The organism is Methylobacterium sp. WL1 (genome assembly GCF_008000895.1).
Taxonomy (GTDB): Bacteria; Pseudomonadota; Alphaproteobacteria; order Rhizobiales; family Beijerinckiaceae; genus Methylobacterium.
In genome coordinates this window covers 5,227,417-5,241,977 of sequence record NZ_CP042823.1, presented here as the reverse complement: position 1 = coordinate 5,241,977, position 14,561 = coordinate 5,227,417, and the positions used below count along the sequence as shown (strand labels likewise).

The 14,561-nt window shown below is 66.0% G+C and carries 11 protein-coding genes, 1 tRNA gene and 5 pseudogenes; 15 read left to right on the top strand and 2 right to left on the bottom strand.

Annotated elements, in window-relative coordinates; genetic code table 11:
* Positions 1–237: 237 nt before the first annotated feature.
* Positions 238–684 carry an inositol monophosphatase family protein gene (locus FVA80_RS32240; protein WP_348644599.1) on the top strand — a complete coding sequence of 149 codons (447 nt, stop codon included), beginning with the start codon at positions 238–240 and terminating at the stop codon, positions 682–684.
* 30 nt (positions 685–714) lie between these two features.
* A pseudogene (locus FVA80_RS32235) lies at positions 715–921 on the top strand (inositol monophosphatase family protein); the annotation flags it as partial.
* Positions 922–1,101: 180 nt separating this feature from the next.
* Here the strand turns inward: FVA80_RS32235 and FVA80_RS25600 are convergent.
* Positions 1,102–1,608: a YHS domain-containing (seleno)protein gene (locus FVA80_RS25600; RefSeq protein WP_246692464.1), complete on the bottom strand. Its 507-nt coding sequence runs from the start codon at positions 1,606–1,608 to the stop codon at positions 1,102–1,104.
* A 348-nt stretch (positions 1,609–1,956) separates the two neighbouring features.
* Between FVA80_RS25600 and FVA80_RS25595 the strand changes: the two genes are divergently transcribed.
* The 10 genes and pseudogenes from FVA80_RS25595 to FVA80_RS25555 all read left to right on the top strand — a co-directional run bounded on the left by FVA80_RS25595 (position 1,957) and on the right by FVA80_RS25555 (position 10,002).
* Positions 1,957–2,577 carry a DUF1134 domain-containing protein gene (locus FVA80_RS25595; RefSeq protein ID WP_147909943.1) on the top strand — a complete coding sequence of 207 codons (621 nt, stop codon included), beginning with the start codon at positions 1,957–1,959 and terminating at the stop codon, positions 2,575–2,577.
* 109 nt (positions 2,578–2,686) lie between these two features.
* Positions 2,687–3,388 carry a hypothetical protein gene (locus tag FVA80_RS25590; protein WP_147909942.1) on the top strand — a complete coding sequence of 234 codons (702 nt, stop codon included), beginning with the start codon at positions 2,687–2,689 and terminating at the stop codon, positions 3,386–3,388.
* 127 nt (positions 3,389–3,515) lie between these two features.
* A complete protein-coding gene (locus FVA80_RS25585) occupies positions 3,516–3,818 on the top strand; it encodes a 3',5'-cyclic-nucleotide phosphodiesterase (protein ID WP_147909941.1) in 303 nt (100 codons plus the stop codon).
* Positions 3,819–3,932: 114 nt separating this feature from the next.
* Positions 3,933–4,000 (top strand): annotated as a pseudogene (locus FVA80_RS31665) (hypothetical protein); the annotation flags it as partial.
* Positions 4,001–4,125: 125 nt separating this feature from the next.
* A complete protein-coding gene (locus FVA80_RS32065) occupies positions 4,126–4,260 on the top strand; it encodes a hypothetical protein (RefSeq protein WP_281408723.1) in 135 nt (44 codons plus the stop codon).
* Between the two features lie 136 nt (positions 4,261–4,396).
* A complete protein-coding gene (lysA, locus tag FVA80_RS25575) occupies positions 4,397–5,665 on the top strand; it encodes a diaminopimelate decarboxylase (RefSeq protein ID WP_147909939.1) in 1,269 nt (422 codons plus the stop codon).
* Entirely contained in the window at positions 5,662–6,507 is an 846-nt protein-coding gene (locus FVA80_RS25570; protein ID WP_147909938.1) for a glycosyltransferase family 2 protein, read from the top strand. Before lysA ends, FVA80_RS25570 begins: the two co-directional genes overlap by 4 nt.
* 12 nt (positions 6,508–6,519) lie before the next feature.
* Positions 6,520–6,611 (top strand) — tRNA-Ser (locus tag FVA80_RS25565).
* A gap of 107 nt (positions 6,612–6,718) precedes the next feature.
* A complete protein-coding gene (locus FVA80_RS25560) occupies positions 6,719–8,404 on the top strand; it encodes a site-specific integrase (protein ID WP_147909937.1) in 1,686 nt (561 codons plus the stop codon).
* A 456-nt stretch (positions 8,405–8,860) separates the two neighbouring features.
* Positions 8,861–10,002, top strand: a protein-coding gene (locus tag FVA80_RS25555) for an IS3 family transposase (protein WP_147957895.1) whose coding sequence is annotated in 2 segments (ribosomal slippage) — positions 8,861–9,128 and positions 9,128–10,002 — 1,143 coding nt in all. Because the reading frame shifts where the segments join, the coding sequence is not laid out codon by codon here.
* A gap of 606 nt (positions 10,003–10,608) precedes the next feature.
* Here the strand turns inward: FVA80_RS25555 and FVA80_RS31660 are convergent.
* Positions 10,609–11,322, bottom strand: a pseudogene (locus FVA80_RS31660) (transposase); the annotation flags it as partial.
* A gap of 47 nt (positions 11,323–11,369) precedes the next feature.
* Here FVA80_RS31660 and FVA80_RS25550 point away from each other — a divergent pair.
* The 3 genes and pseudogenes from FVA80_RS25550 to FVA80_RS25540 all read left to right on the top strand — a co-directional run bounded on the left by FVA80_RS25550 (position 11,370) and on the right by FVA80_RS25540 (position 14,545).
* A pseudogene (locus FVA80_RS25550) lies at positions 11,370–12,462 on the top strand (IS630 family transposase).
* Between the two features lie 100 nt (positions 12,463–12,562).
* Positions 12,563–13,518: pseudogene (locus FVA80_RS25545) on the top strand (IS630 family transposase).
* A gap of 130 nt (positions 13,519–13,648) precedes the next feature.
* The gene (locus FVA80_RS25540; RefSeq protein WP_147908636.1) at positions 13,649–14,545 is read left to right on the top strand and encodes a VOC family protein; all 897 of its coding nucleotides are present in this window, start codon (positions 13,649–13,651) and stop codon (positions 14,543–14,545) included.
* Positions 14,546–14,561: the final 16 nt, after the last annotated feature.

Here is a 14,561-nt window from a genome sequence, read left to right as displayed (position 1 = left end):
GGCACGATACGGCTGCCTTTCTTCTGCGCGCCATCGCGAGACGCAGGGCGTCCCGATCGCGCCGGGAAAGACCCGCGCTCGAATCGCCGGCATCCGCGAAGGGCTGGGTGGGGCCGGGTCGGGCCGGGCTGGCCGTCGGCCGTCCCCCGATCAAGACGACGCAACGGAACCGTTTGCCGGCCCGAACCGTCGACAATCTCAACCCGCTCGGGCATGCAGGCGGGGGCGGGAGGCGACATGACGGGCGCGGCGATGTTTTCGGGGCCTGAGCGCGAGCGGATCGCCGCGGTGCTCGCCGAGATCGCCTGCGCCGCCGGTGAGGTGCTGCGGCGCTATCATCGCGGTCCCTGCCCCCACGCCCTCAAGCCCGACGGATCGCCGTCGAGCGCCGCCGACGTCGAGGCCGAGGCCTTGATCGTCGCGGCTCTGGCCGCCCGCTTCCCCGGGATAGCCGTCGTCGCCGAGGAGAGCACCCCGGCGTCCGAACTCGCGGTGCGGCCGTCCCAGAACTTCTTCCTGGTCGATCCTCTGGACGGCACCCGCGACTTCCTGGCCGGGACGCCGGATTACTCCGTCAACATCGCCCTGGTCGCCGGCGAGCGCCCGGTGGCGGCCGCCCTCGTCGCCCCGGCCTCAGGCGGGCCTGGTGGTGGGCCGGCGCGGCCACCGTCGAAGGCCCCGTGATCGACGGACGCCCGGCGCGCGGGCAGTCCGGTGCAGGCCCGTCCGGCGCCGCGCAGCGGACTCGTCGCCCTGGGGAGCCGGCGGCACGGCGATCCCGAGACCGCGACGTGTCTCGCCGCCCTGCCCGTGTCGGAGACCCGCCAGACCGGATCCGCGCTCAAGTTCGGGTTGATCGCGGCCGGCGAGGCGGATGTCTACGTCCGCTGCGGGCCGACCATGGAATGGGACACGGCCGCCGGCGACCACATCCTGGCGGCGGCCGGCGGCTGCGTGGTGGTCCCCGGTGGCGGCCCGATCCGGTACGGCTGCTACCGCGAAGGCTACCGCAACGGGCCGTTCGCGGCCCTGGGCGACCGGACCTCGCCACCGGCCTCGCGCTGCCGGCCCCCGGGCCCGCCCGGCCGGTGCGGACGCGCCTCACCGCGGCGCATCCTTGAGCGGTTCATCCTTGAGAGGCGGGGCCTTGAGCGGCGGGTCCCGAGTCGGCATGTCCAGCTGGTCCTGCAGGCCGGGCCAAGCCGCCTCCGCCTTGCGGACCAGTTCGGGCGCAGCCAGGAACCGGTCGCGTCGGGCCGCATCCCGGAACAGGTAGAGGCGCTCGCCGATGACGGCGAAGACGAGCGGGTCGGCATCGACAAGGCGCCCATCCAGGATCCCGGCGGCGTCGAAGCCGCCGAGCCGCGGGGCGTAGACCTCCGGGTTGTCCCGGAAGGCCGTCCTGTCGGCACCGTTGGCGAAGCGCCAGACTTGGCCGCCCCACGACAGCTCGAACCGTGCGGCGCCGGCCCGCGGCCCGTCCTTGAGGAAATAGCTGACCGGGTCGAACCCTTGGAGCGCCAGCAATTCGATCGCCGCCGTGTCTCCCGGCTCTGCCGCCGTCGGCGCGCCGCCCATCAGGGCGGCGGCGAGCGCCAGGACCGGCACCAAGCCGGAGCGTGCCGCGTGGAGGCGCCGGCGCCCGGGACGCGGCGCGTGGAGCGAGGCCGGAGCGGGAGCGGCGTCAGGGCACGTTAACCACATCTTGCGGTTTTCCTCAGAAGCTGGTCCGACGTATCGATCCGCGCCGCCCCGGATCGCGGGCCCGTCCTCGAGCGGATCCCGGTCGCGGGTGCGGCCGAGACCGGCTCATGTCCGCGGCGGCCAGGATCCGCCGCGGAACCGTTAAAGCATCGCCCGAACGATGGTCACCGGCTTTCGGACGATGCGGAGTCTCAAGACCGGCGGCATCGGCCTGAATCCGATGCTGCCGTCGAACCGGGCGAGGAGGCAACGATGACGGCACGAGACGAGCGCGGCACCCACCGCCGCCACCTGCTCCGCGCGGGCCTCGGCCTGGCGCTGGGCGCGCCGCTGGCGGGTTTTTCCGGAGTCGGCGCGGCGCTGGCCCGCGGCGAGGACCTGGACACCCCCGAGACGTTCCGCCCCGGCGAGATCGTGGAATCGGGCCATCGCTTCTTCGGGTCGGTCTCCCGCGGCCTCGCACTCACCGTCGAGGAGGCGGGGCGGCGCTGGGGCGAGCCGAACGGCTATATCCTCGGGCAGGAGGGCGGAGGTGCGGTGGTCGCCGGCGTCCGCTACGGCGAGGGCACGCTCTACACCCGCAACGCCGGCCAGCGCCGCGTCTACTGGCAGGGACCCTCGGTGGGCTTCGACGTCGGCGGCGACGGCGCCCGCACCATGATGCTGGTCTACAACCTGCCGAACGTGCGCGAGCTGTTCCGGCGCTTCGGCGGCGTCGACGGCTCGGCCTATCTGATGGGCGGCTTCGGCATGACGGCGGTCGTGAGCGACCGTATCATCGTGGTGCCGATCCGCAGTGGCGTCGGCGCGCGGCTGGGGATCAATGTCGGCTATCTGAAGTTCACCCGGGAGGCAACCTGGAACCCGTTCTGATTGATGGGTGGAGCTTGATTTCGCCCCGGCGACCGACCTGGGTTAGACTGATCCTGGGCCGGGTCTTCCGGCCGTCTGCGCGGGCCGTCCCCTCGTGATCGAAACCGTGATGATCTTCGCGCTGGGATTCCTGGCAGCGAGCCTGTGCGGCCTTCTGCTGCTCCCGGCACTCAACGCGCGCGCCGCGCGCCTGGCGCGGCGGAGGGCGGAGGCGCGGCTGCCGCTGTCGCCGGCCGAGATCGCCGCGGAGCGGGATTTCCTGCGCGCGCAGTTCGCCGTGCAGCAGCGGCGCCTGGAGCGCCGGGTCGAGACCGTGCAGGCCAAGCGCCATGCGGATCTCGCGGCGATCGGTGCCGGCGCCATGCGGGCGGCCGCCCTCGCCCGGGACGTGGCGGCCCGCGACGGCGAGATCGCCCAGGCGCAGGCCAAGACCCGGGAGCTCGAGACCGAGCTCACCAGCGCCCGCGAGGACGGCACTGCGAGCGTCGCTACGCTCCGCGTTCTCGAGGAGGCGCACGCGGACCTGCTCGACAGCCTCCTGGCGGTCCGACAGGGCCGGCACGCCGACCAGGCGCCGCCCGGCAATGCCGACGCGAATCCCGTCGCCCTGGCAGCGGAGCGCGACGACCTGCGGGCCAGCCTGAAGGCCGCCGAGGAAGCCCTCGCCCAGACGCTCACGGATCGCCAGGGCGGCGTCGAGCGGGAGAACGCCGACCTGCGCAGGCGGATCTCGGAGGTCGCCGACGCCCTCACCGGCCAGGACCGGATGCCCAGGGCGGCCTTTCCCGCCCCCCAGCCCGAGCGCGTCTGATCGGAGCGCAAAGCCCGATCGCCGCTCAGAAACGTTCGCTGATTGCCTTGTTTCGACCATGCAAAGGCATCATCGCAACCGGGACTTTTCCCGACAGTCCTGCCTCCGAGAGATGGTACGTATCCCCATGCGCCTGAAGCCAATCCTTCTCGCCGTCGCGGCGGCTACCGCCCTGACGCTGCCGGCCGCGGCGCAGCAGTCGAAGCGCGGCAACGAGACCCTGAAGAAATACTGCACCGGCGATTATCTGACCTATTGCGGCAACCTCGCCCCTGACGACCCGGCCACCGACGCCTGCTTCCAGAAGAACTGGAAGAAGCTCAGCGAGAATTGCCGCCGGGCGATCGACGCGTACGAGGCCCAGCAGCAGCAGGACGCCCCGGCCAAGGGCAAGCAGGGCGCCCGCGGCACCAAGGAGCAGCGGGGCTGAGGCGAAGCCGCTTGCTGTGGCGGGTCCGCGCTCGCGCCGCCGCCCGCCAACCGCTAAGGTAAGGCTCCCGCCGGCCCTCGAGCGCCGGCGCCGAGCCCGCCGGATCCTCGCGCGATGTTGTCGTCTCCCGCCCTGAAGCTCCTCGCCGCTTCCGGCCTCATCGCCCTGGCGCTCGCCGCCTGCGGCCGACGCGGCTCCCTGGAGCCGCCGCAGACCGCGGCGGCGCGCGCCCGGGGGATGGGGCCGGGAGGCCCTGCCGGTCTCGGTCGGTCTCGGCGGCGGCGCGGAAGAGCCGACGGCCGCGGCCGTGCGGGCCGGGGACGAACTGTCCATCGCGGCGGTTCCGCCGGGCGGCACCGGGGCCCCGATCGAGACCGGCCGCGGCGCGAAGCGCGGCTACCGGATCCCCAAGGAGCCTTTCATTCTCGATCCGCTGCTGTAGACGGCTTTTTGCCGGAGCCCGCCTCCGCGCCTACGCCGTGTCGTCCCCCTCGTCGATGGGCGCCCCGCCGGCAGGCGGCCGGGATGTTTCACGGGAAACACCCCGCGCTCCGGCACGCAGGAGAGACACGGCCGAGATGCACCACTTCCACTATCGCGACGGTCGCCTGCAGGCCGAGGACGTCGATCTGACGGGCCTTGCCGCGGAGGTCGGCACCCCCTTCTACTGTTACAGCAGCGCCACCCTGGAGCGGCACTACCGCGTCTTCGCGGAGGCCTTCGCGGGCGACGACGCGCTGGTCTGCTTCGCCATGAAGTCGAATTCGAATCAGGCCGTGCTGCGGACGCTCGCCGCCCAGGGCGCGGGCATGGATATCGTCTCGGGCGGCGAGTTGCATCGGGCTCTCGCGGCCGGGGTCGACCCGGCCAAGATCGTATTCTCCGGCGTCGGCAAGACCCGGGACGAGATGGTGGCGGCGCTCCGGGCGGGGATCTTCTGCTTCAACGTCGAGAGCGAGCCCGAACTCGCCCAGCTGTCGGAGACGGCGGTCGGCCTAGGCCTGACCGCCCCCATCTCCGTGCGGGTCAACCCGGATGTCGATGCCGGCACCCACGCCAAAATCTCCACCGGCAAGTACGAGAACAAGTTCGGCATCCCGATCACCCGGGCCCCGGAGGTCTATGCCGCGGCCGCCGCCCTGCCGGGGATCGCGATCCACGGCGTCGACATGCATATCGGCAGCCAGATCACCGACTTGGGCCCGTTCGCCAGCGCGGCACGGCTGCTCGCCGACCTCGCCCGGCAGTTGCTGGCGGCCGGCCATCCCCTGCGCCACATCGATTTCGGCGGCGGCCTCGGCATCCCGTACCGGGACGACAACGCCCCGCCACCCGACCCCGCCGCCCTGGCCGCGACCCTGCGTCCGCATTTCGCGCCGCTCGGCCTGCGCCCGGTTTTCGAGATCGGCCGGATGATTTCCGGCAATGCCGGGATCCTGGTGACCCGGGTCCTGTACGTGAAGCACGCCGAGGGGCGCACCTTCGTGATCGTCGACGCGGCGATGAACGACCTGATCCGGCCGACCCTGTACGAGGCCTATCACGGTCTGCGGCCCGTCGCAGAGCCGGGCCCGGACGCGCCCCGCATCGTCGCCGACGTGGTCGGCCCGGTCTGCGAGACCGGCGACTATCTCGCCCTCAACCGCGAGATGCCCGCGGTGCAGGCGGGCGACCTGATCGCCGTGATGAGCGCGGGCGCCTACGGGGCGGTCCAGGCCTGCACCTACAACACCCGCGCCCTCGTGCCGGAGGTGCTGGTGCGCGGCGACCGGGCCGCCGTGGTGCGCCCGCGCGTGAGCGTCGAAGCCCTCGTCGCCCTCGACCGGGTTCCGGACTGGCTGGCGTGACCGGCGCGCCGGCGGGCTCGCGGGCGGCCGGGGCGGGACCGCTGCCCCTGTCGATCTTCCTGATCGCCCGGAACGAGGCGGACCGGATCGGCGCCACCATCCGGGCGGTGCGCGACCTGACCGACGACCTCGTGGTGGTCGATTCGGGCTCCACGGACGGCACCCAAGCCCTGGCGGCCACGCTGGGCGCCCGGGTGATCCACAATCCCTGGCCCGGCTACGGCCCGCAGAAGCGCTTCGCCGAGGAGCAGTGCCGGCACGTCTGGCTGCTGAACCTCGACGCCGACGAGGTCGTCCCCGCCGAACTCGCGGCCGAGATCCGCACCCTGTTCGCCTCCGGCGAGCCCGGCCGGGCGGCCTGGCGGATCGGCATCGCGGAGGTCTTTCCGGGCGAGGGCCGGCCCCACCCGTGGGCCTACCGGCTGACTCCGGTTCGCCTCTATCGCAAGGACCGGGGGCGCTACGCCGCCTCCCCGGTCCACGACCGCGTCGCCCTGGAGCCCGGGGTGAAACCCGGCCGCCTCCGCGGGGTGATCCACCATTTCTCGGTGCGCTCGCTCGGCGATCAGCTGGACAAGCTCAACCGCTACTCCGACCAGCAGGCGGACGACCTCGAGGCCCGGGGCGTGGTGATTCCCACCTGGCGCGTGTTCGTCGAGCTGCCGGGCAACTTCCTCAAGGCCTATCTCGGCCGACGCCACGTCGTGCGCGGCACCTACGGCTTCCTGACGGCCATGAACTACGCCATCTCGCGGCATCTGCGCATCGCCAAGCACTACGAACGCCGCCGCCGCACCGCCACCGGCCCGGATCGGGTTGACCCGCCCGATCCGACCTTCTAGAGCCAGAGCGCCGGAGACGTGGCCGAGCGGCTGAAGGCACTCGTTTGCTAAATGAGCATACCCCGAAAGGGGTATCGAGGGTTCGAATCCCTCCGTCTCCGCCATTTAAGCTGTAAGCCGCTCTTACAGCTGCCTGATTTTCCAGACGCCTCTGCCAATCCGCCTCCCTGGTACAAAATCCTGGGACAGAGGGATTGCCCGCGTGCGTTCCATGCCGCGACTCGTCAGGCGCGACGGCGTCTTCTATTTTCGTATGGCGGTACCGAAGCCGCTCGTTCCAGTCCTGCGGCGGACGGAAATGAAAAAAACCCTGCGTACAGGTGACCTATCGGTCGCCAAGACGCGGGCGCGGCGGTTAAGCGAGGCATGCGATGCGCTGTTCGGGGATTTGAGGCGGATGCCCGAGTTGACCCAGGAGGAGATCGACCGCCGTCTCCGAGCCTACATGCAGGAGAGTCTGAACAAGGGACTGGAGTTCGCCCGCTTCATACCGAGCGACACGGTCGATACAAACGCGGAGGTGATAGGCCTGCGCGATGACATCAAGCGGCTCCGCGACCAGCTTGCTTCGCAGTTGTTCAAGGAAGACGTTGTCGGCACGGCGAAGCACCTCCTCTCTGAGCCTCCCTCCGGGTCCGAATTCCTCACACTAAGCGCGATCCAGCATGCGAGCGAGGGGGTGGCTCGTGCGAGGATCGAGAACTCCCGTATCCTCGCAGCGCGTCTAGAAGGCCGGTACGACGAAGCCGCTATCAGAGACCCTCTTTTTGCAGGTCTCAGGATCGATACTCTTCCACCCGAACCCGGCGAGACACCGGTTGCAACGACCCAAACGCTGACACTCAAGATGTTGGGGGATCGCTACCTCAGCCATGCAGAGAAAGCGGCCAATCAAAAAAAGACACTGGGTGACATCGAGCGCTCACTCCGCCTAGCCTATGCTGTGATCGGCGAGGACAAGCCCGCCTCCAGCATCAGCACAGCTGACGTCGCATTGCTCGCGGATGTCATCGGCACCATCCCGCCAAACTTCGCAAAACTCGGTATTCAAACGTCCATCGTTGAAGCAGCAGCTGCCAATGCCGCCGGGCCTAAGCTGGAACCAGCGACTCAAGAGAAGCTATTTCGCCTCACAAAAGCTGCGCTGAAATGGGCAGCGGAGATGGAGCTGATCCCAAAGCAGCCGGGCATGTACGTGAAACTGCCCGCGGTTAAGAAGATCAGCAAGAAAGACTCTAGGCATCCCTACTCGGCCGAACAACTGATAGCGATTTTTGCCTCTCCGGCGTTCGTCGGTCATCGCACCCCAAGTCGTCGGACAGAGCCAGGGAACGTGCTCATTCGCGACGGCAAATTTTGGATACCTTGGATCGGCCTCTACTCAGGCATGCGACTCGGGGAGATTGTCCAGCTCCTCAAATCCGACATTAAGCAGGAAGCGGGCGTATGGTATTTTGACGTATCCAAGGGTGAGAACGAACAGAAGCATATTAAAACGGCCGCAAGTGTTCGTCGAGTGCCAATCCACCAAGCTTTGATCGACGCAGGCTTACTGACGCAGATTGCCGTTGCGAAGCAAGGCAAACGAATTTTTGAGGATGTAAAGTTCGGACAGGACGGGTACCCTTCTGCAAATTTCACAAAGCACTGGGGCCGGTACGGCCGCGAAATCGGCTTTTGGACACGGAAAACAACCTTTCACAGTTTTCGCCACAACCTCATCCAGGCCCTTAAAGAGGCCGGAGTTCCAAAGGACATTCGAATCGAGATTGTAGGCCATGAAAGCGAAGACGCACATGACAATTATGGCAGCGGCCTATCAATGGAAAAATTAAAGGACGCGATTGATAAGGCGAAGTACCCAGTTGTGCCGCCTGATGAGAAAATTGAAGTTTAAAAAGACTGGTCGCGCCTTAAGGCTGGTTCGCTCATCATCGCGCCCGGCCGCTGCGCACAATACCCATCGGCCATCTCAGACCGAGCCCGCATGCCAATCAAAATACCGCTCAAGAAGGCCTCTTCTAACAAGACCCAAACCCTAGGCAAAAAGCCGACATCAGAGCCCCAGGGGCCACCTCCACCCCTTCACCCACAGGGCCAGCTTTCCCCGTTCATAGACAAGCTCAGCGTCGTCCTGGAGCCGCTGGAGGAAGATGCCTATGACATTCACAGCAGCATCTGGGAGACACTGAAGGACGGCGGCGTGTTCCAAAGCGCTGGGCCTCAATCTCTCAAAGGCGGGTGGAAACGCGCGCAATTAATTGCACTACCGTCAAGCTTGTCCCGCTGACCTGACCGGCTGGCTTTGGACCGGGCTGATTGAGAGGATCAGCCAGGACTGAAGGAGCTGGACATGAAGCGAGGTCAGAAGACGGGTGCGGAGCAGGTGGTGCTGAAGCTGCGCCAGATTGAGGTGCAGACGGCCCAGGGTAAGAGTTTGGCGATAGCGTGCCGGGGGGCGGAGATCTCCGAGCAAAGTTACTATCGCTGGCGCAAGGAGTACGGGGGCCTGCAAATCGACCAGGCCCGTCGGATGAAGGATTTGGAGCGCGAGAACGCTCGATTGCGCCGGCTCGTGGCTGACTTGTCCCTGGAGAAGCAGGTACTGGCGGATGTCGCCTCGGGAAACTTATAGCCCCGGAGCGACGCCGGCAGGCAGTCGACGCCATCCAGGAGAAGTACGGCCTCTCGGAGCGTCACGCCTGCCGGATCGTCGGCCAGCACCGAGGCACGCAACGCTACGTGCCCACGGTACCAGCTGACGAGGATGCGCTGACCCGCGCCATCATCGCCTTGGCGTCCGAGTACGGACGCTACGGCTACCGCCGCGTCACCGCACTGCTGCAGGCAGCGGGCTGGCAGGTGGGGAAAGACCGGGTTCAGCGGATCTGGCGTCGTGAGGGGCTCAAGGTCCCGCAAAAGCATCGACCACGCAGCCGTCTCTGGTTGAACGATGGCTCCTGCGTACGGCTGCGGCCTCTCCATCGCAATCACGTCTGGAGCTTCGACTTTGTGCAGGGCCAGACCCATGACGGGCGAAGCCTGCGTATCCTGACGCTGATCGACGAGCACAGTCGCGCCTGCCTGGCGCTAAAGGTCGCGAGGCGCATCAGCAGTCTGGGTGTGATCGAGGCGCTGGCCGATGCGATGTGCCTGCATGGCATCCCCGACAACATCCGCTGCGACAACGGCCCAGAGATGATCTCGAAGGCTTTGCGGAAATGGGTCGCCAAAACCGGCCCGCAGATCCAGTACATCGCACCAGGATCGCCGTGGGAGAATGGCTATTGTGAGAGCTTCAATGGCAAGCTGAAGGACGAGTGCCTACGCCAAGAGATCTTCTACTCGCTCAAGGAGGCACAGACCGTGATCGGCATGTGGCAGAATACCTACAACCGCGTTCGACCGCATTCGTCCTTGGGCTATCGGCCGCCCGCGCCTGTCACCTTCCCGGACCTGGCCTTCCGGCTACCCATGGCCGCCACCATGCAGTAGCCTCTCAATCGGCTCGGTCCAAAATACCGGGCAGGTCACCCCTGCCAGAAGACTGGTGTCAGCCCTTAAAGGGCTACACCTGTCCTATCTGTGTCGGTGTCAGCCCACGGCGTCCTTATGAGCCTTCGTCTATGCCCTACGCTGTCGGCCTGGAGCGGGCTGGACGCCCGGGAACGGCGAGAGGACGAAAAACGCAAGATCGGCCCAGTGCCGTTCCGACCCAGGGACCTGAAAAGTGGCACTCCTTCTAGCCTTCTCTCACTAACTCGGGATCAGAAGGTCCTCTATTCCACCTTCAATGAACCAGCCCTTCCAGTCTCGAATGCCTTCTGCGACGTCGGCGAAGAGCTCCTCAATGGCGGCTATCTCCGCAGGCAGGCACCTGGAGCAAATTCCTGCGGATGTCAAAACACACAATTCAATAATTGACCTCTTCGTTACAGCTTGGGATGAGCTCAGTTCGAAGTGGCACGGCACCCATAGGTTTGAGGATATGCGCTCTTTATCAAAACAAATACAGCTATGAAATACTTACAATTAGAACAGACTGAAATCCGGAATTACTGGATGTTTATAGCAAATAATTTTGATTTAAATTAAATAATACTAAATATTTTTCTCAAAAATACAATCAATTTTGCCCGATACTAATCGATCAGAACCCTTGAGCCCTGCGCACAGTTCGATGGATCTGATGCGCCAGGGCCGGGAGATGAGGGTGTTCAAGGCCTGGCAGCAATGGTCGAAGATGTTGGCGTGGGAATTAAAGACGCGATTGTCGACCCAATCGCCGCGCATGAATGGCCAAAGGTTCTCGACCGTGTTGAGTTCGGGGGCGCGGGCCGGCAGGGGCAACAGGGTAATGTGGGCGGGTACTGAGGCTGTATTGGTGATGCGGCAGCCAGCCTGTTTGAGCAGCAGGAAGGCCTACGCGCCGGGGACCACGACTTGTACGATCTCTTCGGGGTGAAAGGCCATCGCCTCGGTGGTGCAGCGGGGCATGACAAGACTGGCCCCTTTTGCCGAGGGCGGGGCAAATCGCCCCGAAATGGAGGCGGGGGCGGTACGCTGGTCCTTAGGGGCAGAAGAGCGCGTGCCACGTTGGGCCCAGCGCAGGGTAATCGTGTTCTCTTGGCAGACTCGGGCCTCATCGGCGAACCAGATCTCTATCGGCTTGCGCGATCTCCGTCAGGCAGGCGGGGAAAGGTTTTTAACAATCGGTATGGCGTCCGGGTCCTGGGCGTGGTAGCGCAGACGAGCGGAGCGCTTCCGATAGCCCATGCTCCGCAGGGCTCGGCTCAGTGTCTGCTAGTGCACTGACGTGGTCAGAGGATTCACGCAGGGGGTGATGCATGCGAGTCTGGGCGATGGCTCAGACCGTCTGCGTGCTCCTCGACGACGCCACCAAGTTGGCGTTGTCCACGATCGCCGGAGACCGATCCCGCCCGCTCAAGCACATCCTGCGGGCGCGCATCGTCCTGCTCTCGTTCGAACGCTTGAGCGTGCAGGACGTGGCTCGGCAGGCCGGCGTCAGCCGGCCCGCAGTCTGGCGCTGGCAGCAGCGCTTTGCCGAGGAGGGCGTCGAGGGCCTGCTGCGGGACAAGACCCGCCCACCCGGCACCCCGCCGCATTCCACCCGCACCGTGGCGACGGTGCTGGCGCTGACGTGTTCGGAACCGCCGGACGAGGTCACGCACTGGACCGGCCGCGCCGTCGCTGCGCGGACCGGCATCTCACTCCGCTCCGTGCAGCGGATCTGGCAGGAGCACCGCCTGCAACCGCATCGGGTGCGGACCTTCAAGCGCTCCCACGACCCGGCCTTCGCCGAGAAGGTCGAGGATGTGGTCGGTCTCTATATGCAACCGCCCGCCCACGCCGTCGTGCTGTCCATCGACGGTCCTTCGACACGCTCAGGATGAGGAGTCCCAGATCCAGGCCCTGGAGCGAACCCGTCCCGACCAGCCGCTCGGGCCCGGGCATCCCGCCGCTCAGACGCACGACGACACCCGCCACGGCACCACGACCTTGTTTGCCGCCCTCGACGTCCTGGAAGGCACGGTGCTCGGCCGCTGCATGCAGCGCCATCGCCACGGTGAGGTCATCCGTTTCCTCAACACCGTCGAGGCGGCAGTCCCAGCGGGCAAGGCGATCCACGTGGTGCTCGACAACTACGGCAGCCACAAGCACCCGAAGGTGCGCGCCTGGCTCACCCGCCACCCGCGATGGACGTTCCACGTCACACCGACTTCGGCTTCCTGGCTCAATGCCGTCGAGGGCTTCTTCTCCACGCTGACGCGCCGTCGCCTCCGGCGAGGCACCTTCACCGGCATCGTCGACCTGCAGGCCGCCATCAAACGCTACATCGGTGAGCACAACCAAAGCCCACGACCCTTCGTCTGGACCAAGCCCGCCGCCGCCATCTTCGACGCCCTCAATCGAGCCCCTGAACCATCCGTCTGAGTCAGTGCACTAGAGCCGTGCCCTGGCGGGTTGAATCGCGCGGGGTAGGCGATCTGGCTGGCGTGTGATTCACTGGATGGGCTTGTGATGGAGGATCGCCATGCCTTCAGCCCTGTCGGTGGATCTGCGCGAGCGTGTGGTCGCTGCGATTGAAGCGGGTGCATCGCGGCGTCAGGCGGCCAAACGCTTCGGGGTCGGGGCGGCCAGCGCGGTCCGTTGGTACGAGCGCTTCCGTCAGAACGGGCAGATCGCGCCCAAGCCCATGGGCGGCGACCGCAACTCGCAGCGTCTGGAAGCGCAGGCGGCCCTGATCCTTCGGCTCAACGAAGAACACCCGCTCTCCTTCGTGCGGGAACTGCGCGACAGGCTCTCGGAACGCGGCGTCCGGGCGAGCACGAGCAGTTTGTCGCGCTTCTTCGCCCGGCATGGGATCACCCGTAAAAAGGGGCTGTCCACGCGGCCGAGCAGGAGCGGCCGGATGTGAAGGCTGCACGCGAGGACTGGTTCGAGCGACAACCCGATCTGGATCCAGATCGCCTGGTTTTCCTCGACGAGACGGCCGCCACGACGAAGATGGTCCGCCGCTATGGTCGTGCTCCGTGCGGTCAGCGCTGCCGGATCGCCGTGCCTCACGGGCACTACAAGACCACCACCATCACCGCCGCCCTGCGCGCCACGGGACTGATCGCCAGGACCGTCTTCGATGGGGCCACGAATGGTATGCGTTTCCGGGCCTACGTCACCGACACCCTGGCTCCGGTGCTGAGGCCCGGTGACACCGTCATCCTCGACAATTTGAACGCCCACAAGGTCGCCGGGGTGCGCGAGGCCATCGAGGCGGTCGGCGCACGGGTTCTCTACCTCCCGCCCTACAGTCCCGACTTCAATCCGATCGAGTAGGTCTTTGCCAAGGTCAAAGCCCTCCTCCGGACGGCTGCAGCATGGACCGCCGCCGGCCTGACCATCGCCATCGAGGACGCGTTCGCCGCCGTCCGACCGGATGAGTGCCGAAACTACCTTACCGCTGCTGGATACGATGCCTATGAGCCAACCTGAAAGGGCACGGCTCTAGCTCTGCCCGGACCAGGCAGTCGGTGCGCCATACGGCGTGATCCACCAGTATTCATGTTCCGGTTGTCTACACAGCTCACGCCGGGCTGACCAAGCGCCAGGAAAAGGCAAGACGATGCAGAACGTCCCCCTCGGTATCGACCACCCCGTGGTCACGGTCCGCAATCATCCCGCGTGTCTAGAGCGCTACCGTGCCATCGGATTTAGCCCCTCGCCGGTCTCGTATCATCCATGGGGGACGGTCCTCTCATTGATGATGTTCCGTGACAACTTCATTGAACTCATCAGCGTTGCGGATCCCAGTAAGTTTGGGATCAACGCGGTTGAGGATTTCTGCTACGGACGGAACGTCGGCCGCTTTCTCGATCGGGCAGAGGGGTTGGGCCTCGTCGCCCTTCACAGCAAAGATGCCGACGCCGATCATGCAAAGCTTCGCCAAGCCGGTCTACCCAGCCAGGGGCGCATCGATTTCCGGCGTGCGACAAAAAAGGCGGATGGAACCCCGGATACCGCGATCGTGTCGCTGGGCCTGTTTCTAAATCCAGAACAACCAGACGTTTCGCAATTCATCTGTCATCAGCACCGGCCCGAGCTCATCTGGGTTCCAGAGTGGCAGGATCACCCAAATGGCGCGAATGCTGTCGCTGGTGTGACATACATCGCGGAGCGGCCCGCCGACCTGGAGGAGCGGTTCGTTGCCTTCTATGGAGAGCGTGCGACGTTCGGGGATGATGCGTCTCTTGTTGTCGATACGGGGTGCGGGGTCATGCGTGTCGTTAGCCCTGACGCCGCGCGCTTACGCTTCGGAAGCAGCGAACTACCGTGGTGGGAGAACAACAGCCCACATGGTATAAGCATCACTGTGTCAACAACGCGTTTTGATAGCCTCGAAGGCTTGTGGTCGACCAACGCTGTGACCTTCAAACGAGGCCCAGGCGGAAATTTGTTTCTACCGCCATCGGAGTGCGGGAACGTCATCCTCGAATTCACTCCGGCGAAGATCGGGACTTGATCAGCACCAGATGGCG

What these genes read in the sequence shown, in the direction of transcription:
- FVA80_RS32240 (WP_348644599.1), top strand. Translation starts at nt 238, where the DNA reads ATGACGGGCGCGGCGATGTTTTCGGGGCCTGAGCGCGAGCGGATCGCC.
- FVA80_RS25560 (WP_147909937.1), top strand. Translation starts at nt 6,719, where the DNA reads ATGCCGCGACTCGTCAGGCGCGACGGCGTCTTCTATTTTCGTATGGCG.
- FVA80_RS25590 (WP_147909942.1), top strand. Translation starts at nt 2,687, where the DNA reads ATGATCTTCGCGCTGGGATTCCTGGCAGCGAGCCTGTGCGGCCTTCTG.
- FVA80_RS25540 (WP_147908636.1), top strand. Translation starts at nt 13,649, where the DNA reads ATGCAGAACGTCCCCCTCGGTATCGACCACCCCGTGGTCACGGTCCGC.
- FVA80_RS25595 (WP_147909943.1), top strand. Translation starts at nt 1,957, where the DNA reads ATGACGGCACGAGACGAGCGCGGCACCCACCGCCGCCACCTGCTCCGC.
- FVA80_RS25585 (WP_147909941.1), top strand. Translation starts at nt 3,516, where the DNA reads ATGCGCCTGAAGCCAATCCTTCTCGCCGTCGCGGCGGCTACCGCCCTG.
- lysA (WP_147909939.1), top strand. Translation starts at nt 4,397, where the DNA reads ATGCACCACTTCCACTATCGCGACGGTCGCCTGCAGGCCGAGGACGTC.